Raw genomic sequence first — 23,783 nt, forward strand, 5'->3', positions numbered from 1 at the left:
CCTCCTACCTCAGGGACTCCCGGCGCTCCTCCCGAGTTCCCCCGTACATCTTCGCGATCACCGCCTCGATGTCCGGTTCCCGCACCGACAGGTCGACGAGCGGATGCGCGGCGGCCACCGCGGCGACCAACGGCGCGGCCGAGTCCGTCGCCGGGAAGGCGAGCCACTGGCGGGGGCCCTCCGCCCGTACGAAGCGGGCGCCGGGCACCTCGATCGGGGGCAGCTCGCGCTCCAGGTCCACCACCAGGAGCCGTTCGCTCTCCCCCACCTCGTGCAGCCCCGACAGCTCGCCGTCGTACATCAGGCGCCCGTGGTCGATGACCATCACCCGGGAGCAGAGCTGCTCGATGTCGGTCAGATCGTGCGTGGTCAGGAGGACCGTCGTGCCCCGCTCCCGGTTCAGGTCCCTCAGGAACTCCCGCACCTTCGCCTTCGACACCACGTCCAGGCCGATCGTTGGCTCGTCCAGGTACAGCACCTCCGGATCGTGCAGCAGCGCCGCCGCGATGTCGCCGCGCATCCGCTGCCCGAGCGAGAGCTGCCGCACCGGCACGTCGAGCAGTTCCCCCAGGTCCAGGAGGTCCACGCAGCGGTCCAGGTTCTCGCGGTAGCGGGCGTCGGGGATGCGGTACATGCGGTGCATCAGCGTGTACGAGTCCCTCAGCGGCAGGTCCCACCAGAGCGTGGTCCGCTGCCCGAAGACCACCCCTATCCGCCGGGCGAGGCGGGTGCGCTCGCGGGACGGGTCGATGCCCGCGACCCGCAGCCGGCCGCCGCTGGGGGTGAGGATGCCGGTCAGCATCTTGATGGTGGTGGACTTCCCGGCCCCGTTGGGGCCGATGTAGCCGACCATCTCGCCGCGCTCCACCCCGAACGAGATCCCGTCGACCGCCCGGACCTCCCGCTTCTCGCGGCGGACCAGGCCCGCCCGGCGGCGGACCGTGAAGACCTTCTCCAGCCCGTCCAGATGGATGAAGGGTTCGGTGGACGACATCCCGGAGTCCTCAGCTTCCTGTCGATCGGTACGAGCGGATCCCCGCCCGCCAGGCGAGGCCCGCGACCCCGCAGCAGACCAGCGCCACCGCGGGCGAGGCGAACACCGCCCAGTCCGGCACCCCCGCCGGGGCCGGCCGGCCGAGCACGTACAGGGCGGGCAGCCAGCTCACGAACGCCAGCGGCACCACGTACACCACGCCCCGGACCAGCTCCTGCGCGAAGATCGACGGCGGGTACTGGAGGAGGGTGTTCCCGCCGTACGTGAAGGCGTTCGTGACCTCGGCCGCGTCCTGGAGCCAGAAGAGCGCGGACGCGCCGATCACCATCACCGCGCCGAAGATCACCGCCCCGCAGACCACCGTCACCGGCAGCAGCACGACCTTCACCGGCGTCCAGTCCACGTCGAGCAGGAACAGGCTCCAGACCAGGACGAGCAGCGCCTGCGCGACCCGGCCGAAGCGGCGCAGCGCGAACTTGTCCGCCGCGACCTGCGCGAGCAGCGGCGCCGGGCGCATCAGGAAGGTGTCGAGCGAGCCGTCCCTGACCCGCCTGCCCATCCGCTGGAGCGAACCCATCGTCAGGTCCGCGGTCCCGAAGGCGGTGCCGGCCGTCCCGTACAGGAAGGCGACCTCGGCGAAGGAGAAGCCGCCGAGCCCCTTCACCTGGCCGAACATCAGGAGGATGACGACGAAGTCGAAGAAGGTGACGCAGAAGCTGTTGAAGAGGGTCAGGGCGAAGGAGAGGCGGTACGCCATCGTGGAGCGGATCCACATGGCCGCCACCATCCGGTACGTACGGAGGGCGTCGCCGAGGCCGTCGTGGGTGCGGGACGGGTCGTCCGGTTCGCCGTGCGTACGGGAGCGGGCCCCGTCCGGAAGGCTCGTCGTCTCAGCCACCCTGCACCACCACCTTCCGCGTCGCCATCGCCTGCACCGCCCGGCCCGTGCCGAGCAGCGCCAGGGCCCAGCAGCCCTGGAAGGCGTACGCCCCCGCGAGCTCCCAGCCCTCGTACCGTCCCAGGTAGACGTCGGCCGGGACCTGGAGGAGGGAGGCCCAGGGCAGCATCCGGGCGATCTCGCCCAGGGCGCCCGGGAAGACGTTCAGCGGGAGCAGCATCCCGGAGAAGAACAGGCCGGCCAGCCAGGCCACCTGCATCACGCCCTGGCCGTCGAGCAGCCAGAACGCGCTCATCGCCACCAGGTACCAGAGCGCGAAGCCGACCACCGAGCCCAGGACCACCGCGAGCAGGAACGCCGCCCAGCCGCCGGGGCCGGAGGGCAGGGTGAAGCCGAAGACGAGCGCGCCGAGCGTCATCGGGGCGGCGCCCCGGCCGAGGAGCTGGAAGCCGGCCCGGCCCGCGTTGGCCGAGAACCACCAGGCCTGGAGGTCGGCGGGGCGGTAGAGGTCGACGGCGATGTCCCCGGTCCTGATCCGTTCGATCAGCTCCTCCTCGAAGCCGCCGCCCATCAGGCCGCAGACGGTGAGCAGGGCCTGCCCGATCCACACGTAGGCGAGGGCGTCGTCCATGGAGTAGCCGCCGAGGTGCGGCCGTTCGTTCCAGAGAGCGATGTACGTGTAGGAGAGGACGAGGCCGAAGACGCTGTTGGTGAAGACGCCCGCCACCGTCGCCACCCGGTAGGTGGCGTAGCGCCGGAACCCTCCCGCGGCCACCGTCGCGTACAGCCGCAGCATGGGGGTCCCTTTCCGAGGGGGTGGACGGAGGCGAAGCGCACGACCCTAGTGGGCGCGCCATGTCCGACGCGACCCGTTTTCTCGTCACATTCGCGGCGCGTTATCTTCGAGTCGCTTTCATGACTTTTGGTGCATTACGGGCAATATGAGATGCCATGTCCCCTTCCTCGTCCCCTTCCTCCGGTACGAACCCGGGCGCGGGCCCCGGTACGAGCACCGGCACGGGCTCCGGTACGAGCCCCGGCACCGGAACCGGCTCCGGTACGAGCGGCCCGAGCGACCCGAGCGGCACCTCCTGGACCTCCCGCCCGGGCTGGGAGCCGAGGGATCCCACCCTGCGCCCGCCCGAGCGGGCGGCCGTCCCCGTCCCCGCGCCCCGCCGCCGGCACCGCCGCCGAGGCCCCTTCCGGCGCTTCCTCCGCCGCCTCCTCGGCACGCTGCTCCTCGGCACCCTGCTCCTCGCCGGCGCCCTCACCGCCGGATACCTCCTGGTGGAGACCCCGCCCGCCAACGCCGCCGCCGTCGCCCAGTCCAACGTCTACCTCTACCGGGACGGCACCCCGCTCGCCCGCGACGGCGAGGTCAACCGCGAGAGCGTCCGGCTCGACCGGATCCCGCTCACCCTCCAGCGGGCCGTCCTCGCCGCCGAGGAGCGCGACTTCGCCACCTCCCGGGCCGTCGACCCCAAGGCGATGGTCCGCGCCGCCTGGAACACCGTCACCGGCAAGGGCCGCCAGTCCGGCTCCACCATCACCCAGCAGTACGTCAAGAACTACTACCTGGGCCAGGAGCAGACCCTCAGCCGCAAGGCCAAGGAGTTCTTCATCGCGATCAGGCTCGGCCGCGAGAAGAGCAAGCAGGACATCCTCCAGGGCTACCTGAACACCAGCTACTTCGGACGCAACGCGTACGGCGTGCAGGCCGCCGCCCGCGCCTACTACGGCAAGGACGTCGAGCGGCTCGACACCGCCGAGGGCGCGTACCTCGCCTCCCTGCTCAAGGCCCCCAGCGCCTACGACGTCGTCGCCCACCCCGAGAACCGCGCCAAGGCCGTCGCCCGCTGGCACTACGTCCTCGACGGCATGGTCACCGAGGGCTGGCTCGACCGGACCGGCCGCGCCGCCCTCCGCTTCCCCGACCCGCAGACCGCACGCGCCGTCAACTCCCTGTCCGGACAGCGCGGTTACGTCGTCCAGGCCGTCGAGGAGTACCTGACGAGCCGCGGGATCGTCGACGAGAAGACCCTCGCCGGCGGCGGCTTCCGGATCACCACCACCCTGGAGCCCGACAAGCAGGAGGCCCTCGCCGAGGCCGTCGAGGACCGGGTCGTCTCCCGGCTCGACCCGGACCGCAACCCCGCCGACCGCTTCGTGCGCGCCGGGGCGGCGGCCGTCGACCCGGCGAACGGCCGGGTCCTCGCGATGTACGGCGGGATCGACTACACCCGCCAGTACGTCAACAACGCCACCCGCCGCGACTACCAGGTCGGCTCCACCTTCAAGCCCTTCGTCTTCACCGCCGCCGTCCAGGGCGGCGCGCAGACCCAGCAGGGCCGGCCGATCACCCCGGCCACGCTGTACGACGGGACCAACCGGCGCCCGGTGGAGGGCTGGGACGGCGGCCCGTACGACCCGGCCAACGAGGACGACGCGAGCTACGGCGTGATCCCCGTCGGCACCGCCACCGACCTGTCGGTGAACGCCGTGTACGCCCAGATGGCCGTCGACGTCGGCCCCGCGCACGTGCGGAGGACCGCGATCTCCCTCGGCCTGCCCGGCTCCACCCCCGACCTCACCGCCTCCCCCTCCATCGCGCTCGGCGCGGCCACCGCCAGCGTCCTCGACATGGCCACGGCGTACGCGACGCTCGCCGCCCACGGCAGGCTCGGCGCGTACACCCTGGTGGAGGACGTCACCCGGGGCGGCGAGAGGCTGGCGCTGCCGGCGCCCCGGACCCGGCAGGCGGTGACCCGCGAGGCCGCCGACACCACCACGTCGATCCTCAGGAGCGTCGTCGAGACGGGCACGGGAACGGCCGCGCAGACCGCCGGACGCCCGGCGGCGGGCAAGACGGGCACGGCGGAGGACGACAAGGCCGCCTGGTTCGCGGGCTACACCCCGGAACTCGCGACGGTCGTCGCGCTGATGGGCCAGGACCCCCAGACGGGCCACCAGGAACCGCTCTACGGCGCGCTCGGCGTGGAACGGGTCGCCGGGGGCGGGGCGCCCGCCGAGATCTGGGGCCGCTTCACCCGCGCGGCCCTGGCCGGAACGCCCCCTCGGGAGTTCGAACTCCGGCTGATGCCGGGGGTGGAGGCCGGGGGGCCGGCGCCCGCGTCGCCGACGCCGAGCGCGGGCGCGGACGGGCCGGAGGAGTACGTGACCGGGGAGGCGGGCCCGGAGGCGGCACCGGTGCCGGCCCGTGGCCCCGAACCGGACGGCCGGAACGCCGACCCGGGCGCGCGGGGCGCCGGACCGGGCGCGTGGAGCATCCGCCCGGGGCCCGGCGCGCGTCCCGGCCCCGGCGCCCCCGCCCTCCCCCGTACCGCCGAACGGGGTGCGCCCGGCGACCGGCGGGGCGGTCAGTGACCCGAGGTCGCCTTCAGACCCACCACGGCCACGAGCAGCAGACAGACGAAGAAGATCCGGGCGGCGGTCGCCGGCTCCCCCAGGACCACCATGCCGAACACCGCCGCACCGGCCGCGCCGATGCCGACCCACACGCCGTACGCCGTACCGATCGGCAGGGTCTTGGCGGCCTGCGACAGCAGCACCATGGAGGCGACGATCCCGACGCCGGTGAACACGCTGGGCCAGAGACGGGTGAAGCCCTCGGTGTACTTCATACCGATGGACCAGGCGACTTCCAGCAGACCCGCGACGACGAGCAGGATCCAGGCCATGACGACACCTCCGTGAGACGGAACAACAGGGGTGCGTCGTCTTGTCGTGTGCCCGGTACGGCGCGTCTCGTCGGGGTCCTTCCAGGCTAACAAAGAAAGGGCGGAGGCCCCGGTGACCATGGTCACCGGGGCCTCCGCCCGCACTGTCCTACAGATAGAGCCGCGTCCTCCACGGATAGAACCCGGTCCTACAGATAGAGCCCGGTCGAGTCGGACGTCCCCTGGAACCGGTCCGCCGCCACCGCGTGCAGGTCCCGCTCCCGCATCAGGACGTACGCGACGCCCCGCACCTCGACCTCGGCGCGGTCCTCGGGGTCGTACAGGACCCGGTCGCCGGTCTCGACGGTACGGACGTTCTGGCCGATCGCGACCACCTCGGCCCAGGCGAGGCGACGGCCGACGGCGGCGGTCGCCGGGATCAGGATGCCGCCGCCCGAACGCCGCTCTCCCTCCGGGGAGTCGGTACGGACCAGGACCCGGTCGTGGAGCATCCGGATGGGCAGCTTGTCGTGGGTGTTCTCGCTCACGGGGTGAACCTACCCGCCCGGGCGTGTCGCCCGCGCACGGGAACCGTGATCACCGGCCGTACCGCTGGCGCCGGGACCGTCACCCCTTGCCCTTGCGGCCGGCCACGGCGATCAGCCCGACGACCGCGACGACCGCGAGCGCCGCCGGGACCACGCGGTCCAGACGGGGCGCGCCGTCCGCGTGGGTCAGATGGGCCTTCACGTCCGAGACGACCCGGTTGACGGCGACGAAGGCGCGGCCGGCGGTCTGGTCGACCGTCGAGGCCACCTTCGCCTTCGCGTCCCCGATGATCGTCTTCGGGTGCACCCGAATGCCGATCTCGTCGAGAGTGACGGCGAGCTGCTCGCGTCGGCGGACGATGTCCGCCTCGATCTGCGCAGGGGTCCTGGCGTCCGACACCGCACTGCCTCCGTAGTCGTGATCGCCGTGATCGTCGTGATCCGGTCGTTGGTGGACAGTCTGTCAGTTCCGCCGCCGAAGGGTCGCCCCAGACCCCCATTAGGCTCTGGACGCGTACGCGAACGTTTCCCGAGGAGAGCCATGAGCGAGCGACTGCAGCCCGGCGACACCGCCCCCGCCTTCACCCTGCCCGACGCGGACGGCAACGAGGTCTCCCTCGCGGACCACCGGGGCCGCAAGGTCATCGTCTACTTCTACCCCGCCGCCCTCACCCCCGGCTGCACCAAGCAGGCCTGCGACTTCACCGACAACCTGGAGCTGCTCGCGGGCGCGGGGTACGACGTCATCGGCGTGTCGCCGGACAAGCCGGAGAAGCTGGCGAAGTTCCGCGAGAAGGAGGACCTGAAGGTCACCCTGGTCGGCGACCCGGAGAAGAAGGTCCTGGAGGCGTACGGCGCCTTCGGCGAGAAGAAGCTGTACGGCAAGACGGTGACGGGCGTGATCCGCTCCACCGTGGTCGTCGACGAGGAGGGGAAGGTCGAGCGCGCCCTCTACAACGTGAAGGCCACCGGCCACGTCGCCAAGATCATCCGGGACCTGGGCGTCGAGGCCTGACGCACCTCCGGAATGTGACGGGGATCGCACTCCGGACGATCCCCGTTTGCGATCGGCACGACCGCGCAGAAGAGCCTCTTGTGTGTTTCCGGAGAGAGGACGAACGGTCATGCCGGCCACCGATCACGACCCCGCGGCCGACCCCGGGGCCCTGAGACGCCACCCCCGGCTCTTCAGGGCCGTCAACCGGCGCAAGCAGCCCAGGCTGCGGCGGACCGACATCACGGTGACGGACGAGGCGGCGGTCAAGCGGGCCGTGAAGGCGGCCTCGCTCGGCAACGCCATGGAGTGGTTCGACTTCGGCATCTACGCCTATCTCGCCGTCACCCTCGGACACGTCTTCTTCCCGTCCGGGAACGACACGGTCCAGCTCCTGTCGTCGTTCGCGACCTTCGCGGTCGCCTTCCTGGTCCGCCCGCTCGGCGGCATGTTCTTCGGCCCGATGGGCGACCGGCTCGGCCGCAAGAAGGTCCTCGCGCTGACCATGATCCTGATGGCGGCCGGCACCTTCGCGATCGGCCTGATCCCGTCGTACGCCTCGATCGGCTTCTGGGCGCCGGTGCTCCTGATCGCCTTCCGGATGCTCCAGGGCTTCTCGACGGGCGGTGAGTACGGCGGGGCCTCGACCTTCATCGCCGAGTACGCGCCCGACCGGCGCCGGGGCTACTTCGGCAGCTTCCTGGAGTTCGGCACCCTGGCGGGGTACGTCGGCGCGGCCGGCCTGGTGACGGCGCTCACCGCGTGGCTCGGCTCCGACACGATGGAGGCGTGGGGCTGGCGCGTGCCGTTCCTGGTGGCGGGGCCGCTGGGCCTGGTCGGCCTCTACCTGCGGATGCGGCTCGACGAGACGCCGGCCTTCCAGCGCCTGGAGTCCGACGCGGCGCACCCGTCGGAGGCGGCGGACGCGGTGGAGACCACGACCAAGGGCGACCTGGCGAAGATCTTCCGGCAGCAGTGGCCGATGCTGCTGCTGTGCGTGGCGCTGGTGGGCGCGTACAACATCACCGACTACATGGTCCTGTCGTACATGCCGACGTACCTCTCGGACGAGCTCGGCTACAGCGAGACGCACGGCCTGCTGATCCTGCTCCTGGTGATGGTGCTCCTGATGCTGGTCATCACCCGGGTGGGCAGGCTGAACGACCGCTTCGGCCGCAAGCCGGTCCTGATGGCGGGCATGCTGGGCTTCCTCTTCCTCTCCCTGCCGGCGTTCCTGCTGATCGGCCGGGGCGGGATCCCGGCGGTCACGGCGGGCATGCTGATGCTCGGCCTGTCGCTCGTCTGCATGCTCGGCACGATGTCGGCGGCGCTCCCGGCCCTCTTCCCGACGGACGTCCGTTACGGCTCCCTCTCGGTGGGCTACAACCTCTCCACGTCCCTCTTCGGCGGCACGACCCCCCTCGTGATCACGGCCCTGATCGGCGCGACCGGGAACAACCTGATGCCGGCGTACTACGCGATGGGCGCGGCCCTGGTCGGCGTCATCGCCGTCGCCTGCATGAAGGAGACGGCCCGCCAGCCCCTGGAGGGCTCGCCCCCGTCGGTGGAGACCCCGGAGGAGGCGGCGGAGATGGTGATGGCCCGGGCACCGGAGCCGAAGTTCTGACCTCTCCTCTTCGACGAACGGCCCGCACCGGTTTCACTTCCGGCGCGGGCCGTTCGCCTTTCCCGCCGGTTGCGATATTCGTACGCGATATGACGTGACCGTCCGATATTCGGCTCGTTGATCTGTACGAGATCCGTACAAGGAGGGGGCCGGATGGGGACGAGCGCGTACACGCGGGAACGGCTGGAGTCGGCCGCGCGGGGAGCACGGACGCTGACGGAGGCGCTGGAGCGGCTCGGGGTGGACCCGAAGAGCTCGACGCGACGGTACGTGGCCGACCGCATGCGGAAGCTAGGCGTGGACACGTCCCACTTCGAGCGGGAGGGCGTCCGGTGGGCCCGGGAGGTCCTGGAGGAGGCGGTGGCGGCGTCCACGAACATGTGCGAGGTGCTGCGGCGGCTGGGGGTGGAGGTCGTGGGCGGGCAGCACACGCACATCAGTCGGCGGGTGAGGGCGTACGGGATCGACACCTCGCATTTCGTCACCCCGGTTCGGACCGAGTACATGCGGTTCAACCAGCGACGCCGAACACCTGCCGAGGTGCTGATCGAAGACGAATCGCCTCGCGCCAGACGTTCCGGCGGCAGGCGTATCAAAGAGGCGTTGCGGGAGTCCGGTGTCGAGAACCGATGTGCGCTGTGCGGGAACGAGGCGCTGTGGCTGGGTGAAGATCTCCCCTTGGAGGTCGACCACATCGACGGCAACTGGCGGAACAATCGCATCGAGAACCTGCGACTGCTCTGCCCCAACTGCCATTCGACGACGGACAGCTACCGGGGACGAGGCAAGGGGCATATCCGGTGAGGGCGGGCATCCGCTACACGCGCGAACGGCTGGCCGATGCGGCTTCGCGGTGCGCGAGCGTCGAGGAGGTCATGGACTTCTTCGGCATGGAGCCGTGCGCCAAACTCCGCCGCTACCTCCTGAAGCGCTTCGCCGACTACGGCATCGACATCTCGCACTTCCCCCACCGCCGGCGCGGCGGCCCCCCGCCTCGCCCGGCGGTGGAGGATCTGCGGAACGCGGTCGGGAATTCCCTCTCCATCGCCGGCGCCCTGCGCCTCCTGGGCAGGCCGGACAGCGGGCAGATGCGTGCCCTGTTCCGGCAGTGGACGGTGGAGGCGGGCCTGACCACCGCTCACTTCCTCGGGCAGGCGCACCAGCGTGGCAAGCCGAGCCCGAACGCCACGTCACCAGAGGACGTGCTGGTCAAGCACGACAAGAGGTACCGAACGACGACGGCAAGGCTGCGCCGCGCACTGTCCGAGGTCGGAGTGCCCGAGCAATGTGTTCGATGCGGCGTCGGGCCCGAGTGGCTCGGCAGGCCCATGACATTGGAGGTCGACCACATCAACGGGGACTGGCGCGACAATCGACGGGAGAACCTGCGTCTGCTGTGCCCCAACTGCCATGCGATCACGAGCACGTGGTGCAGGGGAGGCAAGCGTTACGCCGCTTCCGGCAGGGCAGTAAGGTAGGCGGCGTCTGGGCCCGTATCCCAGCTGGTTAGAGGACGCCGTTTTAGAGGCGGTGCGTCGTGGGTTCGAGTCCCACCGGGCCTACAGGAAAGGCGCGGCGCCTTCGTGGTGCCGCGCCTTCGCCGTGCCTCAGCCCAGCAGCTCCCGCACCACCGGCACCAGTGACCGGAACGCCTTGCCGCGGTGGCTGATCGCGTTCTTCTCGGACGGGGTCAGTTCCGCGCAGGTGACGGTGTGGCCCTCGGGCTGGAGGATCGGGTCGTAGCCGAAGCCGTTGGTGCCGGCGGGGGTGTGGCGGAGGGTGCCCGGCATGGTGCCCTCGACGACGCGTTCCGTGCCGTCCGGGAGGGCGAGGGCGGCGGCGCAGGCGAAGTGGGCGCCGCGGTGTTCGTCCGCGATGTCGGAGAGCTGGGCCAGGAGCAGGTCCAGGTTGGCGCGGTCGTTGCCGTGGGTGCCGGACCAGCGGGCGGAGAAGATGCCCGGGGCGCCGTTGAGGACGTCGACGCAGAGGCCCGAGTCGTCGGCGACGGCGGGCAGGCCGGTGGCCCGCGCCAGGGCGTGGGCCTTGAGGAGCGCGTTCTCCGCGAAGGTGACGCCGGTCTCCTTGACGTCGGGCACCTCCGGGTACGCGTCCGCGCCGACGAGTTCGAGGTCGAGGCCCGCGTCGGCGAGGATCGCGTGGAGTTCGGTGATCTTTCCCGCGTTGCGGGTGGCGAGGATCAGACGGGTCATGGGGATGATTGTCCCAGGGGCGGTCAGCCCGGCGTGCAGACCTTCGTGACCTCGCCCGCCGCGTTCGTGATCGGCGTGATGTCGGGGGTGGTGTCGCCGTTCCTCACCGCCGTGCGGACGGAGTCGACGCCCTTGGTGAGGTCGTCGACGGCCTTGGAGAGGTCCGCGTTGTCGGTGGTGTCCTTGAGGTTGCCCAGTTCGGTGGAGATCGAGGTCAGGGCCTCCTCGATCTGCGTCGGGTCGTTCGAGGCGCTGGACACGGCCTGCTGGAGCTTGTTGACCGAGGTGGCTATCGCGTCGGCGGTCTTGACGCAGTCCATGGCGGTGTCGAGGGCCGCGCAGCCGCTCAGGACGGTGGTGAGCGTGGCGGCCGTGGCCACGGCGAGTGCGATGCGGCGCTTCAAGGTGGGTCCTCCCCCTGGGTGGGACGGGTGGGCGCACGGATCGTATCCGCGCGCCCGTCGTCCGTCAGGACGCCGTGGCGTCCGGGAGGGTTCCTCGGGGGGCCTCGGCGGGTTCCTCAGAGGGTTCCGTCGAGGGCCTTGCGCTGGATCTCGGCCAGGTCGGCGCAGCCGCCGGAGGCCAGGTCGAGGAGGGCGTTGAGCTCCTTGCGGTCGAAGGGCTCGGCCTCGGCGGTGCCCTGGACCTCGACGAAGCGGCCGTCGCCGGTGCAGACGACGTTCATGTCGGTGTCGGCGCGGACGTCCTCCTCGTAGCAGAGGTCGAGGAGCGGGACGCCGTCGACGATGCCGACGGAGACGGCGGCGACGGTGCCGGTGAGGGGCTTGCGGCCGGCCTTCACCAGCTTCTTGGACTGGGCCCAGGCGACGGCGTCGGCGAGGGCGACGTACGCGCCGGTGATGGCGGCGGTGCGGGTGCCGCCGTCGGCCTGGAGGACGTCGCAGTCGAGGACGATCGTGTTCTCGCCGAGCGCCTTGTAGTCGATGACGGCGCGCAGGGAGCGGCCGATGAGGCGGGAGATCTCGTGGGTGCGGCCGCCGATCTTGCCGCGGACGGACTCGCGGTCGCCGCGGGTGTTGGTGGAGCGGGGCAGCATGGAGTACTCCCCGGTGACCCAGCCCTCGCCGCTGCCCTTGCGCCAGCGCGGGACGCCCTCGGTGACGGAGGCGGTGCAGAAGACCTTGGTGTCGCCGAAGGAGATGAGGACGGAGCCCTCGGCGTGCTTGCTCCATCCGCGTTCGATGGTGACGGGGCGGAGCTGTTCGGCGGTACGGCCGTCGATGCGAGACATGGGTCGAGCCTAGCGGGGTGCGGGGAGGGGTCCGTTCCGCGTCGGCGTCCGGGTGGCCGGATAAAGGCGAGGGGCCCGTTCCCCTGCCGGAACGGGCCCCGCCGACGCGAGCCGGTCGCTCGCGTCAGGTCCTCACATCATGTCTTCGATGTCCGCGGCGATCGGGTCCGCGTCGGTGCCGATGACGACCTGGATGGCGGTGCCCATCTTCACGACGCCGTGGGCGCCGGCGGCCTTCAGGGCGGCCTCGTCGACGAGGGCGGGGTCCACGACCTCGGTGCGCAGGCGGGTGATGCAGCCTTCGACCTCTTCGATGTTCTCGATGCCGCCGAGCCCGGCGACGATCTTCTCAGCCTTGGTGGCCATGCGTTTCTCCCTGTCGTTCCGTTCGCGAGGACGCGAATCCCGGCGCACCTGCGGTCCGCTTTGACACGGTAACCCACGGTTGGCCCAACTTCGCGAGCGAGTGCAGCCGTTCTGCCGAATGATGACGATCACCGGCGGCCTGTCCTCAGCGGGCTCCCGGAGCCTACCGCAAGTGGTCTACACCAGTGTGCAACGAGACGCGTACCCGGCTTGTTCCGGGCAGGGAGGACGCCGATGAGTGCCGACAGCGCCGCAGCCGCGCCGAAGAAGTCCTGGGGCAGCGGTCTCTTCCAGGGGCTCCAGAAGATGGGGCGCAGCCTCCAGCTGCCCATCGCCGTCCTGCCCGCCGCCGGCATCATCAACCGGCTCGGGCAGCCGGACGTCTTCGGCGCGGACGGCCTCGGCTGGGACAACGTCGCCAAGGTGATGGCGGGCGCGGGCGGCGCGCTGCTCGACGGCGGTCTCGGTCTGCCGCTGCTGTTCTGCATCGGCGTCGCGATCGGCATGGCGAAGAAGGCGGACGGTTCGACGGCGCTGGCGGCGGTGGTCGGCTTCCTCGTCTACTACACGGTGCTCCAGCAGTTCCCGAAGGACTGCCCGGAGGGGACGCGGGACATCAGCGGCGGCTGCCTGGGCGCGGACGACGCCTTCGCCGAGTACACGTACCAGAACCCCGGCGTCTTCGGCGGCATCGTCATGGGTCTGCTCACCGCGTACCTGTGGCAGCGGTTCCACCGGACGAAGCTGGTCGACTGGCTGGGCTTCTTCAACGGCCGCCGTCTCGTCCCGATCATCATGACGTTCGTGGCGATCGCGTTCGCCGCGCTCTGCCTGTGGGTCTGGCCGCCGATCGGCGACGCCCTGGAGAGCTTCAGCGACTGGCTGGTCGGGCTCGGCGCGTGGGGTTCGGGCATCTTCGGCGTGGCGAACCGGGCGCTGCTCGTCATCGGCCTCCACCAGTTCCTCAACGTGCCGATCTGGTTCCAGTTCGGCACGTACACGAAGCCGGACGGCAGCGTGGTGCACGGCGACATCCCCATGTTCCTGGCGGGCGACCCGGAGGCGGGCCAGTTCCTGACGGGCTTCTTCCCGATCATGATGTTCGCGCTGCCGGCCGCCGCGCTGGCGATCACCCACTGCGCCAAGCCGCACCGGCGCAAGGAGGTCGGCGGTCTGATGCTGTCGGTGGCGCTGACCTCGTTCGTCACCGGCATCACGGAGCCGCTGGAGTACTCGTTCCTCTTCATCGCCCCGGTCCTGTACGCGATCCACGCGGTGCTGACCGGCGTCTCGATGGCGGTGACCTGGGCGCTCGGCGTGAAGGACGGCTTCAGCTTCTCGGCCGGCCTGATCGACTACGTGATCAACTGGAACCTCGCGACGAAGCCGTGGCTGATCATCCCGATCGGTCTGGGCTTCGCGGTCGTGTACTACGTGATCTTCCGGTTCGCGATCGTCAAGTTCAACCTTCCGACACCCGGCCGCGAGCCGGAGGAGGTCGAGGCGGAGATGGAGCGCGACAACGTGAAGTGAGCCCGCCGCACCTCCCTCGGCGGGACGCCCCAGGCCCCCGGACCCCATGGTCCGGGGGTCTTTCCATGCCCGCTACGGAGCGTGTTCGAGCGGGTGAGAATTCACAGGTTCCTTATCTAAGTCGCGCGTGCTAAAACTGGTCTACACCACTCATTGGTGTAGACCACGCGGTCCAGACCACCGCGTTCCACGAGACGCCGCCGTCACCCCCTTTTCCGTGTCCTCCGGCGGCGCCTTGCCTTACTGGAGGAAGTTGATGAGTACGGCCACCGCCCAGGCCGCCGCTCCCGCGAAGAAGCGCGGATCCGGCCTGTTCCAGGGCCTGCAGAAGGTCGGTCGCAGCCTGCAGCTGCCGATCGCCGTACTGCCGGCCGCGGGTATCTTGCTCCGTCTCGGCCAGGACGACGTCTTCGGCAAGGACGGTCTCGGCTGGGACAAGGTCGCGAAGGTATTCGCCACCGCCGGCGACGCGGTCTTCGCCAACCTGCCGCTGCTGTTCTGCGTCGGCATCGCCATCGGCTTCGCCAAGAAGGCCGACGGTTCCACCGCCCTCGCCGCCCTGGTCGGCTTCCTGGTCTACAAGAACGTGCTGACCGCGTTCCCCGTGACCGAGGGTGTCGTCAACACCACCGCGAACAACGGTGTCGACGTCGCCGCCACCTACAACGACCCCAAGGTCCTCGGCGGCATCGTCATGGGCCTGCTGGCGGCCGTCATATGGCAGCGGTACCACCGCACCAAGCTGGTCGACTGGCTCGGCTTCTTCAACGGACGCCGCCTCGTCCCGATCCTCATGGCCTTCGTCGGCACCGTCATGGGTGTCTTCTTCGGTCTGGTCTGGGAGCCGATCGGCAACCTCATCACCGACTTCGGCGAGTGGATGACCGGCCTGGGCGCCATCGGCGCGGGCGTCTTCGGCGTCGTCAACCGCGGTCTGCTCCCGATCGGCATGCACCAGTTCGTCAACACCGTCGCCTGGCAGGAGATCGGCTCCTACAAGGACTCGGCCGGTGCCGTCTGGCACGGCGACCTGCCGCGCTTCTTCCACGGTGACCCGACCGCCGGTCAGTTCATGTCCGGCTTCTTCCCGATCATGATGTTCGCCCTCCCGGCCGCCGCGCTCGCCATCACGCACTGCGCCCGCCCGGAGCGCCGCAAGGTCGTCGGCGGCATGATGGTCTCCCTCGCGCTGACCTCGTTCGTCACCGGCATCACCGAGCCGATCGAGTTCGCGTTCATGTTCATCGCCCCGCTGCTCTACGTGATCCACGCGGTCCTGACCGCGGTCGCCATGGCCGTCACCTGGGCCCTGGGCGTGCACCACGGCTTCAGCTTCTCGGCCGGCGCGATCGACTACTTCCTGAACTGGGGCCTCGCGACCAAGCCGTGGATGATCATCCCGATCGGCCTCGTCTTCGCGGTGGTCTACTACGTGCTCTTCCGCTTCGCGATCACCAAGTTCAACCTCCCCACCCCGGGCCGCGAGCCCGAGGAGGAGGTCGAGGACCTCACCAAGGCGTGAGTCCCGCCCTGTCACGCCGGAAGGCCCCGGAACCGTCCAGGTTCCGGGGCCTTCCCCGCGCCCGGGCCGCGTGCACCGCGCCCGATTCCGTGCTCAGACCTCGTACACCGCGCCCGATCTCGCCAGCTCCGAGGGCCCCGCGTACACCTCGCGCGCGTCCGCCAGGTTCCGTTCGCCGTCCGTCCACGGCGGGATGTGGGTGAGGACGAGGCGGCCCACCCCGGCGCGGGCCGCCTGGGCGCCGGCCTCGCGGCCGTTGAGGTGGAGGTCCGGGATGTCCTCCTTGCCGTGGGTGAAGGAGGCCTCGCAGAGGAAGAGGTCGACGCCCTCGGCCAGCTCGTCCAGCGCCTCGCAGGTGCCGGTGTCCCCGGAGTACGCGAGCGAGCGGCCGCCGTGCTCGACCCGGATGCCGTACGCCTCGACCGGATGGCACACCTTCTCCGTGCGGACGGAGAACGGGCCGAGCTCGAAGCCGCCCGACTTCAGCGTGTGGAAGTCGAAGACCTCGCCCATCGCGGTGGGCGACGGCGTGTCCGCGTACGCCGTGGTCAGCCGCTGCTCGGCGCCCTCCGGCGCGAAGACGGGGATCGCGTCGCAGCGCCCGCCCTCGTGCCGGTAGTACCGGGCGACGAAGTACCCGCACATGTCGATGCAGTGGTCGGCGTGCAGATGGCTGAGGAAGATCGCGTCGAGGTCGTACAGACCGATGTGGCGCTGCAACTCGCCCAGGGCGCCGTTGCCCATGTCGAGGAGCAGCCGGAAGCCGTCGGCCTCGACGAGGTAGCTCGAACAGGCCGATTCCGCGGACGGGAACGACCCGGAGCAACCGACGACGGTGAGCTTCATGGAGCGTGAACCTCCGTGGACGGGTGCGGGAATGCGCAGGGGAGGGGAGGCTGTGCGGTCTGTCGAGCGTAAGGCGCGCCGGGGCCCGTCGCTCCTTCGCGGTGGCCGGTTGTGGGCGAACTCACGGGCTCTGTCACCGGTTCGGATGGATGCCGACCCGCCACGGCGCAGGGAGCCGCGCGCCGGTACCGTCGTGCGGTATGGACACGTCGTGGTGGCCCGCACTGGTCGGGGTCGTGGTGCTCGCGCTCGTGGTGGCGCTCGTCGACGGGCGGAAGCGGTCGCCGCGCCGCCCCTCCTCCCGCCGTCCCCCGGGGCGGACCCGGCCGCCGGCCCGGCCCGCCGAGCCGCGCGGGGGGCGGGGGCCGAAGGCCGGGGAGATCTGGTGGGCCGACGTGCCCTTCGAGGACGGGCCCGGGTCCAAGGACCGGCCCTGTCTGGTGCTCGCGGTGCGCGGGAGCGGCGCGCTCGTCGCCAAGATCACCAGCAGGCACCACGAGGAGCGGCCCGGGGTGATCGCGCTGCCGCCGGGGACGGTGGGCGACGCGCGGGGGCGGCCGAGCTTCCTGGAGACGGACGAGCTGCGGAACGTGCCGGTGGCGGATTTCCGGCGGAGGGTGGGAGAGACGGACCCGGCCCTGTGGGACCGGGTCCGTCATCTCGCGCGCTGAGGACCGCGGAAGCGGCTCAGGCCCAGAGCTGGCCCTGGACCGTCTCGATGGCCTCTTCGGTCGTCGCGGCCGTGTAGAGGCCGGTCGACAGGTACTTCCAGCCGCCGTCGGCGACGACGAAGGCGATGTCGGCGCTCTCCCCCGCCTTGACGGCCTTGTTGCCGACGCCGATGGCCGCGTGCAAAGCCGCGCCGGTGGAGACGCCCGCGAAGATGCCCTCCTGTTGCAGGAGTTCACGGGTGCGGGTGACCGCGTCGGCGGAGCCGACGGAGAAGCGGGTGGTGAGGACGGAGGCGTCGTACAGCTCCGGTACGAAGCCCTCGTCGAGGTTGCGCAGGCCGTAGACGAGGTCGTCGTAGCGCGGCTCGGCGGCCACGATCTTCACGTCGGGCTTGTGCTCGCGCAGGTAGCGGCCGACGCCCATCAGGGTGCCGGTGGTGCCGAGCCCGGCCACGAAGTGGGTGATCGAGGGCAGGTCGGCGAGGATCTCGGGGCCCGTACCGGCGTAGTGCGCACCGGCGTTGTCGGGGTTCCCGTACTGGTAGAGCATCACCCAGGACGGGTTCTCGGCGGCGAGCTCCTTGGCGACGCGCACCGCCGTGTTGGATCCGCCCGCCGCCGGGGAGGGGACGATCTCGGCTCCCCACATGGCGAGCAGCTGGCGCCGCTCCTCGCTGGTGTTCTCGGGCATGACGCAGACGATGCGGTAGCCCTTGAGCTTGGCGGCCATGGCGAGGGAGATGCCGGTGTTGCCGCTGGTCGGCTCCAGGATGGTGCAGCCGGGGGTGAGCCGGCCGTCCTTCTCCGCCTGCTCGATCATGTGGAGCGCGGGGCGGTCCTTGACCGAGCCGGTGGGGTTGCGGTCCTCCAGCTTCGCCCAGATCCGGACGTCGTCCGAGGGCGAGAGCCGGGGGAGGCGGACCAGCGGCGTGTTGCCGACCGCCGCCAGCGGGGAGTCGTAGCGCATGTCAGACCATGCCGCCGGCCACGGCCGGGAGGATCGTGACGCTGTCGCCGTCGGAGAGCTTGGTCTCGATGCCGTCGAGGAAGCGCACGTCCTCGTCGTTCAGGTAGACGTTGACGAAGCGGCGGAGCTTGTCGCCGTCGACGATGCGAGCCTCGATCCCGGTGTGGCGGGTCTCCAGGTCGGCGAACAGCTCGGCGAGGGTCCCACCGTTGGCCTCGACGGCCTTGGCGCCGTCGGTGTAGGTGCGGAGGATGGTCGGGATGCGGACCTCGATGGCCATGGCGTGGGCTCCTGTCGGAAGTGGCGTGACGGTCGCGCTGCTGGGGCCCCGCGCGGAGGGGATCGTACGGTGGGGGGGTGCTCGGCCGGCCGCTCAGAGCGCGGCGCGGACCGGGCGGACCGCTGTTCCGCTCGTACAGATCGCGCTGGCGAGGCGGCCCAGGTCGACGTGCAGGCGGGCCACGAGCAGGGGCGTGCTCGGCGTCTCTTCGCTCACGTCGTGGGAAACCATGGGCTCATCGTATCGATTCCCGGTCCGGGTTCCGGAATGTGATCTCACATGGTGGATGCTTCCTGACCGCCTGCCGGACCGTGCAGGTAGACGACGGTCGGGCTGCCGGTCCTGGGGTGCGGGAGGACCTCCGCGTCCACGCCGTAGACGGCGTCGAGGAGGGCCGGGGTGAGGACCTCGGCGGGGGTGCCGCCGGTGACGACCCGGCCGCGTTCCAGGACGTAGATCCGGTCGCAGTACGCCCCCGCCAGGTTGAGGTCGTGCAGGGCGAGCAGGTTGGTGGTGCCCAGGGCGCGGACGAGGGCGAGGACGTCGAGCTGGTGGCGGATGTCCAGGTGGTTGGTGGGCTCGTCGAGGACGAGCAGGGCCGGATCCTGGACGAGGGCGCGGGCGACCAGGGCGCGCTGGCGCTCGCCGCCGGAGAGGGTGGGGTACGGGCGGTCGGCGAAGCCGGTGAGGCCGACGCGGGCGAGGGCGGCGTCGGCGTGCTCGCGGTCGGGGGCGGTGTCGCCCTCCCAGAAGCGCTTGTGCGGGGAGCGGCCGAGGGCGACCAGTTCGCGGACGGTGAGCTCGAAGTCGGTGCCGGTGTCCTGGGGGACGGTCGCGACGCGGCGGGCGCGGGCCTTGGGGCCGAGGGCGCGCAGGTCGTCGCCGTCGAGGAGGGCGCGTCCGGCGGTGGGGGCGAGGGTGCCGTAGACGCACCGCAGGAGGGTGGTCTTGCCGCTGCCGTTGGGGCCGATGAGGCCGACGGTCTCGCCGGGGCGGACGGTGAGGTCGACGGAGCGGAGGCGGTCCTCGTACGAGAGGCCCTCCAGGCGCAGTTCGGTCACGAGGGGTCCTCCGGGCGGGGTTCGGTCACAGGAGCGCTCCTTCGGGGCGGCGGCGCATCAGCCAGAGGAAGAAGGGGCCGCCGACCAGGGCGGTGAGGACGCCGACGGGGAGGTCCTGGGGGGCGATGAGGGTCCGGGCGCCGAGGTCGGCGAGGACCAGGGCGAGGGCGCCGCCGAGCGCGGCGACGGGCAGCAGGCGGCGGTGCGGGGCGCCGACGGCGAGCCGGGCGGCGTGCGGGGCCATGAGGCCGATGAAGCCGACGGCGCCGCTCGCGGAGACCATGACGGCGGTGACGAGGGAGACGAGGACGAAGACGGCGGCGCGGAAGCGGGCGGTGTCGAGTCCGAGGACGGTGGCGTCCTCCTCGCCGACGAGGAGCAGGTCGAGCGGGCGGGCGAGGGCGAGCAGGACGCCGAGGCCGAGGACCAGGACGGCGGCGGGCAGGACGAGGACGTCCCAGCGGGCGCTGCCGAGGCCGCCGAGGGACCAGTACAGCGCCTCGCGGAAGTGCTCGGGGCGGCCGGCGGCGGCCAGGATCAGGGTGGTGAGGGCGGAGAGGATGTAGGAGACGGCGACGCCGGCGAGGACGAGCCGGGGGCCGGTCATGGTGCCGCCGCGCCGGGCGAGTCCGTAGACGAGGACGAGGGAGACCAGGGCGCCGGCGAAGGCCCCGGCGGGCAGGGCGAGGGTGGTGGTGATCCCGCCGCCGACGCCGACGACGAGGACGAGGACGGCTCCGGCGGAGGCGCCGGAGGAGATCCCGAGGAGGAAGGGGTCGGCGAGCCGGTTGCGGACGAGGGCCTGGAGGACGGTGCCGACGACGGCGAGTCCGGCGCCGACGACGGCGCCGAGCAGGAGCCGGGGCAGCCGTACGTCGAGGACGATCGTCCGGTACGGGGAGGGGCCGGCCCGGCCGGTCAGGGCGTCGAGGACCTGACCGGGCGGGACGCGGACGGAGCCGAGGGCGAGGGAGGCGAGGCAGGCGGCGGCCAGGGCGAGCAGGAGCCCGGCGACGACGGCCGGGTGGGACAGCCGGCCGGCCGGGGGCCGGGGGCGCGGGACCCGCGCCGGAACGGTCCGCTTCTCCGTGGTGCCGGGGGCGCGGGTCCCGGTGCTCATCGGGCGGCCGGGTGGAGCTGGGCGGCCAGCTTGTCTACGGCGTCGGGGACGCGGACGCCGAGGACCGCGTCGGAGAGCGGCATCACGGCGAACCGGCGGTTCTTGATCGCGGGGACGTCCTTGAGGGCGGGGTCGTCCAGGAGCCGCTTCTTCTTCTGCTCGACGGTGGTGGAGCCGTAGTCGTAGATGACGACGACCTCGGGCTTGCGGGCGACGACCTCCTCCCAGGAGGCGTCGCCGAAGGGCTTGTCGAGGTCGGCGAAGACGTTGCGGCCGCCGGCGCGGGTGATCAGCTCGTTGCCGATGCCCTTGCCGCCGGCGGTGGAGGCGGTCTTGTCGCCGCTGTCGTAGACGAAGACGGAGACGGGCTCGACGCCCTTGAGGCGCTTCTCGTTGGCGGTGATGGTGGCGCGGGCCCCGGCGATCCACTTCTCGGCCCGGTCGGCGACGCCGAAGGTGCGCCCGACCTCGCCGATCTCCTGGTAGAGGTCGTCCACGGAGGTCTTCCCGGAGGCGCAGTACTCGGTGTTGAGGCGGGTGGATATGCCGGCCTTCTTCAGGTCGTCGCGGCCGCGGCCGTCCTTGGCGTCGAAGGCGGAGGAGTAACCGCCGTAGACGAAGTCGGGGTCGGCGGCGAGCAGGGCCTCCTTGGAGGGGTACTCCTTCGCGAGGACCGGGACGGAGTCGTACGCCTTCTTGTAGGCGGGCAGGACCTGGTCGTCGAGGTAGGCGGTGCCGACGAGGGACTTCTCCAGGCCGAGGGCGATCATGATCTCGGTGACGTGCTGGTTCATGGTGACCACGCGCTTCGGCGGGGCCTGGAAGGTGCTCTTCACACCGCAGTTGGCGACGGTGTACGGGAATCCGGGGGCGGCCTTCGCGGGGGGCGCCTGCTCCGCGGGGGCCGAGCAGCCGGCGAGCAGGGGGACGAGGGCGGCTGCGGGCAGCAGGACGCGGCGGGGCCAGGACATGACGGTGTGCCTCCTCCGGGGATTTCCACGTCCCCGTCCGGTGGTGGGAGGCGGCAGGTCAGTTCCTGGCTCCCGGCGTCCGTGGACGCCGGTCACAGTGGCGGGACCGTGCCGGATTCGCACCGGCTTCCTGGGTCCTGCCGCCCGGGTTCCGGGTCAGTGTCTCAGGCGTCGTACGCCGCGACGACCTCGACCTCTTCCTCGGTGACGACGCCGTCGACGATCGAGTAGGAGCGGAACTGGAAGGGTCCGGCCCCGTCGGTGTCGGCGGTGGAGACGAGGACGTAGTGGGCGTGCGGCTCGTTGGCGTAGGTGATGTCCGTGCGGGACGGGTAGGCCTCGGTCGCGGTGTGCGAGTGGTAGACGATCACGGGCTCCTCGTCCCGGTCGTCCATCTCGCGGTAGAGCTTGAGCAGGTCCGCGGAGTCGAACTCGTAGAAGGTGGGCGAGCGGGCCGCGTTGAGCATGGGGATGAAGCGCTCGGGGCGGCCGGTGCCGGCCGGGCCCGCGACCACGCCGCAGGCCTCGTCCGGGTGGTCCGCGCGGGCGTGTTCCACGATCTGGTCGTACAGGGCCCGGGTGATGGTCAGCATGGCGACAGGATAAGCAGAGGGGCCCTCCCGTACCGAGGAGTGGTACGGAAGGGCCCGCATGCTGGGACGGGTTTGGTTTTCGTCCGGGATCAGGAGCGCTTGGCGAAGGCCGCGCCCTCGGGGTTGCGGGACTTCAGGACCAGGTAGGAGACGCCCAGGATGAGGCCCCAGACCGGCGCGCAGTAGAGGGAGACGCGGGCGCCCTCGTCGATGCCCATCATCACGATGACCATGCCGATGAAGAGGAGCGCGAACCAGCTGGTGTACGGGGCTCCCGGTGCCTTGAAGGCGGACTCGGGCAGCTCGCCGCGGTTCGCCTTGGCCCGGTAGCGGATCTGGCAGACCAGGATCATGATCCAGGCCCACATGCCGGAGATGGTGGCGAAGGAGACGACGTACTCGAAGGCCTTGCCGGGGGCGACGTAGTTGATCCAGACGCCGACGAGCATCAGCGAGGCCGAGAAGGTCAGGCCGAGCAGCGGGGTGCCGTTCTTCGTGAGCTTCGTGAAGACCTTCGGGCCCTGGCCGTTGAGCGCGAGGTCGCGCAGCATGCGGCCGGTGGAGTACATGCCCGAGTTGCAGGAGGAGAGGGCCGCGGTCAGCACGACGAAGTTGACGATGGCGGCGCCGACGCCGAGGCCCATCTTCTCGAAGGCGGCGACGAACGGGGAGACGCCCGGCTGGAACTCGGTCCACGGCACGACCGACAGGATCATGATCAGGGCGCCGACGTAGAAGACGGCGATGCGCCACGGCACGGTGTTGATGGCCTTGGGCAGGACGGTCTTCGGGTCCTTGGACTCGCCGGCGGTGACGCCGACCAGCTCGACGGCGAGGAAGGCGAACATCACGATCTGGAGGGTCATCAGCGTGCTGCCGACGCCGTTCGGGAAGAAGCCGCCCTGGTTCCACAGGTGGGCGACGGTCGCGGTGTCACCGGCGTCGGAGAAGCCGACGGTGAGGATGCCGGCGCAGATCAGGATCATGCCGATGATGGCGGTGACCTTGACCATGGAGAACCAGAACTCCAGCTCGCCGAAGAGCTTCACGGAGATCAGGTTGGCGCCGTAGAGGACGAAGGTGAACACCAGGGCGGAGATCCACTGCGGGATGTCCCACCAGTAGGTCATGTAGGTGGCCGCGGCGGTGACCTCGGTGATGCCGGTGACGACCCAGAAGAGCCAGTACGTCCAGCCGGTCACGAAGCCCCAGAACGGGCCGAGGAACTCGCGTGCGTACTCCGCGAAGGAGCCGGACACGGGGCGGTACATGAGGAGCTCGCCCAGGGCGCGCATGATGAAGAAGATGACCAGGCCCGCGATCGCGTAGGCCAGGATGAGGCTGGGTCCGGCCTTGTGGATGGCCTTGCCCGCGCCGAGGAAGAGTCCGGTGCCGATGGCACCGCCGATCGCGATCATCTGGATCTGCCGGGCGCCGAGGCCACGCTGGTAGCCCTCGCCGCCGCCCACGGCCCCGTCGGTGCCGTCGTGCTGCTTGTCGACCTGCACAGAGGTCATGGTGGTGCGCCTTTCTCCATGCTGATCCGCGCGACCGCGAGTGCGTCTGCCGCGGACCAGATCCTGATCCCCCCGGATGTGGATGGAGTGCCACCGGCGGTCAGCCGGCCCGAGCGCCCTCGGGAACAGGGGTGGC

General features: G+C 71.0%; 27 protein-coding genes, 1 tRNA gene and 2 riboswitches. Of the genes, 9 read left to right on the plus strand and 19 right to left on the minus strand.

Annotated elements, in window-relative coordinates:
- Positions 1-4: 4 nt before the first annotated feature.
- The 3 genes from AB0398_RS14785 to AB0398_RS14795 form a co-directional block, all read right to left on the minus strand.
- Positions 5-994: an ATP-binding cassette domain-containing protein gene (locus AB0398_RS14785; RefSeq protein ID WP_366375040.1), complete on the minus strand. Its 990-nt coding sequence runs from the start codon at positions 992-994 to the stop codon at positions 5-7.
- Positions 995-1,004: 10 nt separating this feature from the next.
- On the minus strand, positions 1,005-1,781 hold the full coding sequence (locus AB0398_RS14790) for an ABC transporter permease (RefSeq protein WP_366375250.1): 777 nt from the start codon (positions 1,779-1,781) through the stop codon (positions 1,005-1,007).
- Between the two features lie 103 nt (positions 1,782-1,884).
- Positions 1,885-2,685, minus strand: coding sequence for an ABC-2 family transporter protein (locus AB0398_RS14795; protein WP_366375252.1), 801 nt, complete (start codon positions 2,683-2,685; stop codon positions 1,885-1,887).
- A 158-nt stretch (positions 2,686-2,843) separates the two neighbouring features.
- Here AB0398_RS14795 and AB0398_RS14800 point away from each other — a divergent pair, with 158 nt between their 5' ends.
- On the plus strand, positions 2,844-5,276 hold the full coding sequence (locus AB0398_RS14800; protein WP_366375042.1) for a transglycosylase domain-containing protein: 2,433 nt from the start codon (positions 2,844-2,846) through the stop codon (positions 5,274-5,276).
- Here the strand turns inward: AB0398_RS14800 and AB0398_RS14805 are convergent.
- The 3 genes from AB0398_RS14805 to AB0398_RS14815 form a co-directional block, all read right to left on the minus strand.
- Positions 5,270-5,590, minus strand: a complete 321-nt coding sequence (locus tag AB0398_RS14805; protein WP_366375043.1) for a multidrug efflux SMR transporter — start codon at positions 5,588-5,590, stop codon at positions 5,270-5,272. The two genes, AB0398_RS14800 and AB0398_RS14805, sit on opposite strands and share 7 nt — an antisense overlap.
- A gap of 30 nt (positions 5,591-5,620) precedes the next feature.
- A riboswitch (guanidine-III (ykkC-III) riboswitch) is annotated at positions 5,621-5,695 on the minus strand.
- Positions 5,696-5,778: 83 nt separating this feature from the next.
- On the minus strand, positions 5,779-6,117 hold the full coding sequence (locus tag AB0398_RS14810) for a co-chaperone GroES (RefSeq protein ID WP_030210124.1): 339 nt from the start codon (positions 6,115-6,117) through the stop codon (positions 5,779-5,781).
- Positions 6,118-6,196: 79 nt separating this feature from the next.
- The gene (locus AB0398_RS14815) at positions 6,197-6,517 is read right to left on the minus strand and encodes a DUF3618 domain-containing protein (RefSeq protein WP_366375044.1); all 321 of its coding nucleotides are present in this window, start codon (positions 6,515-6,517) and stop codon (positions 6,197-6,199) included.
- A 141-nt stretch (positions 6,518-6,658) separates the two neighbouring features.
- Between AB0398_RS14815 and bcp the strand changes: the two genes are divergently transcribed.
- The 5 genes from bcp to AB0398_RS14840 all read left to right on the plus strand — a co-directional run bounded on the left by bcp (position 6,659) and on the right by AB0398_RS14840 (position 10,300).
- Positions 6,659-7,132 (plus strand): thioredoxin-dependent thiol peroxidase, encoded by a 474-nt coding sequence (bcp, locus tag AB0398_RS14820; RefSeq protein ID WP_121829874.1) that lies wholly within the window; start codon positions 6,659-6,661, stop codon positions 7,130-7,132.
- Between the two features lie 109 nt (positions 7,133-7,241).
- Positions 7,242-8,738: a glycine betaine/L-proline transporter ProP gene (gene proP, locus AB0398_RS14825; protein WP_366375045.1), complete on the plus strand. Its 1,497-nt coding sequence runs from the start codon at positions 7,242-7,244 to the stop codon at positions 8,736-8,738.
- Positions 8,739-8,891: 153 nt separating this feature from the next.
- Positions 8,892-9,542 (plus strand): HNH endonuclease, encoded by a 651-nt coding sequence (locus AB0398_RS14830; RefSeq protein WP_366375046.1) that lies wholly within the window; start codon positions 8,892-8,894, stop codon positions 9,540-9,542.
- Entirely contained in the window at positions 9,539-10,216 is a 678-nt protein-coding gene (locus AB0398_RS14835; protein ID WP_366375048.1) for an HNH endonuclease, read from the plus strand. Before AB0398_RS14830 ends, AB0398_RS14835 begins: the two co-directional genes overlap by 4 nt.
- Positions 10,217-10,225: 9 nt before the next feature.
- A tRNA-Leu gene (locus tag AB0398_RS14840) sits at positions 10,226-10,300 on the plus strand.
- Positions 10,301-10,345: 45 nt separating this feature from the next.
- Here the strand turns inward: AB0398_RS14840 and rdgB are convergent.
- The 4 genes from rdgB to AB0398_RS14860 all read right to left on the minus strand — a co-directional run bounded on the left by rdgB (position 10,346) and on the right by AB0398_RS14860 (position 12,614).
- Positions 10,346-10,948: an RdgB/HAM1 family non-canonical purine NTP pyrophosphatase gene (gene rdgB / locus AB0398_RS14845; RefSeq protein ID WP_366375050.1), complete on the minus strand. Its 603-nt coding sequence runs from the start codon at positions 10,946-10,948 to the stop codon at positions 10,346-10,348.
- A 23-nt stretch (positions 10,949-10,971) separates the two neighbouring features.
- Positions 10,972-11,352, minus strand: a complete 381-nt coding sequence (locus AB0398_RS14850; protein ID WP_366375052.1) for a hypothetical protein — start codon at positions 11,350-11,352, stop codon at positions 10,972-10,974.
- Positions 11,353-11,468: 116 nt separating this feature from the next.
- Positions 11,469-12,200 carry a ribonuclease PH gene (gene rph / locus AB0398_RS14855; protein ID WP_366375054.1) on the minus strand — a complete coding sequence of 244 codons (732 nt, stop codon included), beginning with the start codon at positions 12,198-12,200 and terminating at the stop codon, positions 11,469-11,471.
- A gap of 132 nt (positions 12,201-12,332) precedes the next feature.
- The gene (locus AB0398_RS14860) at positions 12,333-12,614 is read right to left on the minus strand and encodes a PTS glucose/sucrose transporter subunit IIB (protein WP_366375254.1); all 282 of its coding nucleotides are present in this window, start codon (positions 12,612-12,614) and stop codon (positions 12,333-12,335) included.
- A gap of 186 nt (positions 12,615-12,800) precedes the next feature.
- On the opposite strand from AB0398_RS14860, the gene AB0398_RS14865 reads away from it, so the two are divergent.
- Complete coding sequence (locus tag AB0398_RS14865; protein WP_366375056.1) at positions 12,801-14,099, plus strand: PTS transporter subunit EIIC; 1,299 nt, start codon at positions 12,801-12,803, stop codon at positions 14,097-14,099.
- A gap of 256 nt (positions 14,100-14,355) precedes the next feature.
- Positions 14,356-15,621 carry a PTS transporter subunit EIIC gene (locus AB0398_RS14870; protein ID WP_366375058.1) on the plus strand — a complete coding sequence of 422 codons (1,266 nt, stop codon included), beginning with the start codon at positions 14,356-14,358 and terminating at the stop codon, positions 15,619-15,621.
- 93 nt (positions 15,622-15,714) lie between these two features.
- Here the strand turns inward: AB0398_RS14870 and AB0398_RS14875 are convergent, their stop codons facing one another.
- Positions 15,715-16,467 carry an MBL fold metallo-hydrolase gene (locus AB0398_RS14875; protein ID WP_366375060.1) on the minus strand — a complete coding sequence of 251 codons (753 nt, stop codon included), beginning with the start codon at positions 16,465-16,467 and terminating at the stop codon, positions 15,715-15,717.
- A gap of 200 nt (positions 16,468-16,667) precedes the next feature.
- On the opposite strand from AB0398_RS14875, the gene AB0398_RS14880 reads away from it, so the two are divergent.
- A complete protein-coding gene (locus tag AB0398_RS14880) occupies positions 16,668-17,138 on the plus strand; it encodes a type II toxin-antitoxin system PemK/MazF family toxin (RefSeq protein ID WP_366375062.1) in 471 nt (156 codons plus the stop codon).
- A 16-nt stretch (positions 17,139-17,154) separates the two neighbouring features.
- On the opposite strand, the gene AB0398_RS14885 is transcribed toward AB0398_RS14880, so the two are convergent.
- The 8 genes from AB0398_RS14885 to AB0398_RS14920 form a co-directional block, all read right to left on the minus strand.
- Entirely contained in the window at positions 17,155-18,105 is a 951-nt protein-coding gene (locus tag AB0398_RS14885) for a cysteine synthase (protein ID WP_366375064.1), read from the minus strand.
- Between the two features lies 1 nt (position 18,106).
- Positions 18,107-18,385, minus strand: a complete 279-nt coding sequence (locus AB0398_RS14890) for a MoaD/ThiS family protein (protein WP_366375065.1) — start codon at positions 18,383-18,385, stop codon at positions 18,107-18,109.
- Positions 18,386-18,478: 93 nt separating this feature from the next.
- Positions 18,479-18,616, minus strand: a complete 138-nt coding sequence (locus tag AB0398_RS14895; protein WP_366375066.1) for a putative leader peptide — start codon at positions 18,614-18,616, stop codon at positions 18,479-18,481.
- Between the two features lie 44 nt (positions 18,617-18,660).
- Positions 18,661-19,446, minus strand: a complete 786-nt coding sequence (locus AB0398_RS14900; protein WP_366375068.1) for an ABC transporter ATP-binding protein — start codon at positions 19,444-19,446, stop codon at positions 18,661-18,663.
- A 25-nt stretch (positions 19,447-19,471) separates the two neighbouring features.
- Complete coding sequence (locus AB0398_RS14905; RefSeq protein WP_366375070.1) at positions 19,472-20,566, minus strand: iron ABC transporter permease; 1,095 nt, start codon at positions 20,564-20,566, stop codon at positions 19,472-19,474.
- Complete coding sequence (locus AB0398_RS14910; protein ID WP_366375072.1) at positions 20,563-21,537, minus strand: ABC transporter substrate-binding protein; 975 nt, start codon at positions 21,535-21,537, stop codon at positions 20,563-20,565. The genes AB0398_RS14905 and AB0398_RS14910 overlap by 4 nt, the downstream gene beginning before the upstream one ends.
- 59 nt (positions 21,538-21,596) lie before the next feature.
- Positions 21,597-21,670: riboswitch (cobalamin riboswitch) on the minus strand.
- Between the two features lie 31 nt (positions 21,671-21,701).
- Positions 21,702-22,130 carry a M67 family metallopeptidase gene (locus tag AB0398_RS14915; RefSeq protein WP_366375074.1) on the minus strand — a complete coding sequence of 143 codons (429 nt, stop codon included), beginning with the start codon at positions 22,128-22,130 and terminating at the stop codon, positions 21,702-21,704.
- An 89-nt stretch (positions 22,131-22,219) separates the two neighbouring features.
- Complete coding sequence (locus tag AB0398_RS14920) at positions 22,220-23,647, minus strand: amino acid permease (RefSeq protein WP_366375075.1); 1,428 nt, start codon at positions 23,645-23,647, stop codon at positions 22,220-22,222.
- Positions 23,648-23,783: the final 136 nt, after the last annotated feature.

Source organism: Streptomyces sp. NPDC086147, from assembly GCF_040702165.1.
Lineage (GTDB): Bacteria > Actinomycetota > Actinomycetes > Streptomycetales > Streptomycetaceae > Streptomyces.

Coding starts and splice junctions, on each gene's coding strand:
- AB0398_RS14790 (WP_366375250.1), bottom strand. CDS start 1,781: ATGGTGGCGGCCATGTGGATCCGCTCCACGATGGCGTACCGCCTCTCC.
- proP (WP_366375045.1), top strand. CDS start 7,242: ATGCCGGCCACCGATCACGACCCCGCGGCCGACCCCGGGGCCCTGAGA.
- AB0398_RS14870 (WP_366375058.1), top strand. CDS start 14,356: ATGAGTACGGCCACCGCCCAGGCCGCCGCTCCCGCGAAGAAGCGCGGA.
- AB0398_RS14920 (WP_366375075.1), bottom strand. CDS start 23,647: ATGACCTCTGTGCAGGTCGACAAGCAGCACGACGGCACCGACGGGGCC.
- AB0398_RS14915 (WP_366375074.1), bottom strand. CDS start 22,130: ATGCTGACCATCACCCGGGCCCTGTACGACCAGATCGTGGAACACGCC.
- AB0398_RS14880 (WP_366375062.1), top strand. CDS start 16,668: ATGGACACGTCGTGGTGGCCCGCACTGGTCGGGGTCGTGGTGCTCGCG.
- AB0398_RS14785 (WP_366375040.1), bottom strand. CDS start 994: ATGTCGTCCACCGAACCCTTCATCCATCTGGACGGGCTGGAGAAGGTC.
- AB0398_RS14910 (WP_366375072.1), bottom strand. CDS start 21,537: ATGTCCTGGCCCCGCCGCGTCCTGCTGCCCGCAGCCGCCCTCGTCCCC.
- AB0398_RS14865 (WP_366375056.1), top strand. CDS start 12,801: ATGAGTGCCGACAGCGCCGCAGCCGCGCCGAAGAAGTCCTGGGGCAGC.
- AB0398_RS14805 (WP_366375043.1), bottom strand. CDS start 5,590: ATGGCCTGGATCCTGCTCGTCGTCGCGGGTCTGCTGGAAGTCGCCTGG.
- AB0398_RS14895 (WP_366375066.1), bottom strand. CDS start 18,616: ATGGTTTCCCACGACGTGAGCGAAGAGACGCCGAGCACGCCCCTGCTC.
- rph (WP_366375054.1), bottom strand. CDS start 12,200: ATGTCTCGCATCGACGGCCGTACCGCCGAACAGCTCCGCCCCGTCACC.
- AB0398_RS14905 (WP_366375070.1), bottom strand. CDS start 20,566: ATGAGCACCGGGACCCGCGCCCCCGGCACCACGGAGAAGCGGACCGTT.
- AB0398_RS14800 (WP_366375042.1), top strand. CDS start 2,844: ATGTCCCCTTCCTCGTCCCCTTCCTCCGGTACGAACCCGGGCGCGGGC.
- rdgB (WP_366375050.1), bottom strand. CDS start 10,948: ATGACCCGTCTGATCCTCGCCACCCGCAACGCGGGAAAGATCACCGAA.
- AB0398_RS14885 (WP_366375064.1), bottom strand. CDS start 18,105: ATGCGCTACGACTCCCCGCTGGCGGCGGTCGGCAACACGCCGCTGGTC.
- bcp (WP_121829874.1), top strand. CDS start 6,659: ATGAGCGAGCGACTGCAGCCCGGCGACACCGCCCCCGCCTTCACCCTG.
- AB0398_RS14830 (WP_366375046.1), top strand. CDS start 8,892: ATGGGGACGAGCGCGTACACGCGGGAACGGCTGGAGTCGGCCGCGCGG.
- AB0398_RS14875 (WP_366375060.1), bottom strand. CDS start 16,467: ATGAAGCTCACCGTCGTCGGTTGCTCCGGGTCGTTCCCGTCCGCGGAA.
- AB0398_RS14890 (WP_366375065.1), bottom strand. CDS start 18,385: ATGGCCATCGAGGTCCGCATCCCGACCATCCTCCGCACCTACACCGAC.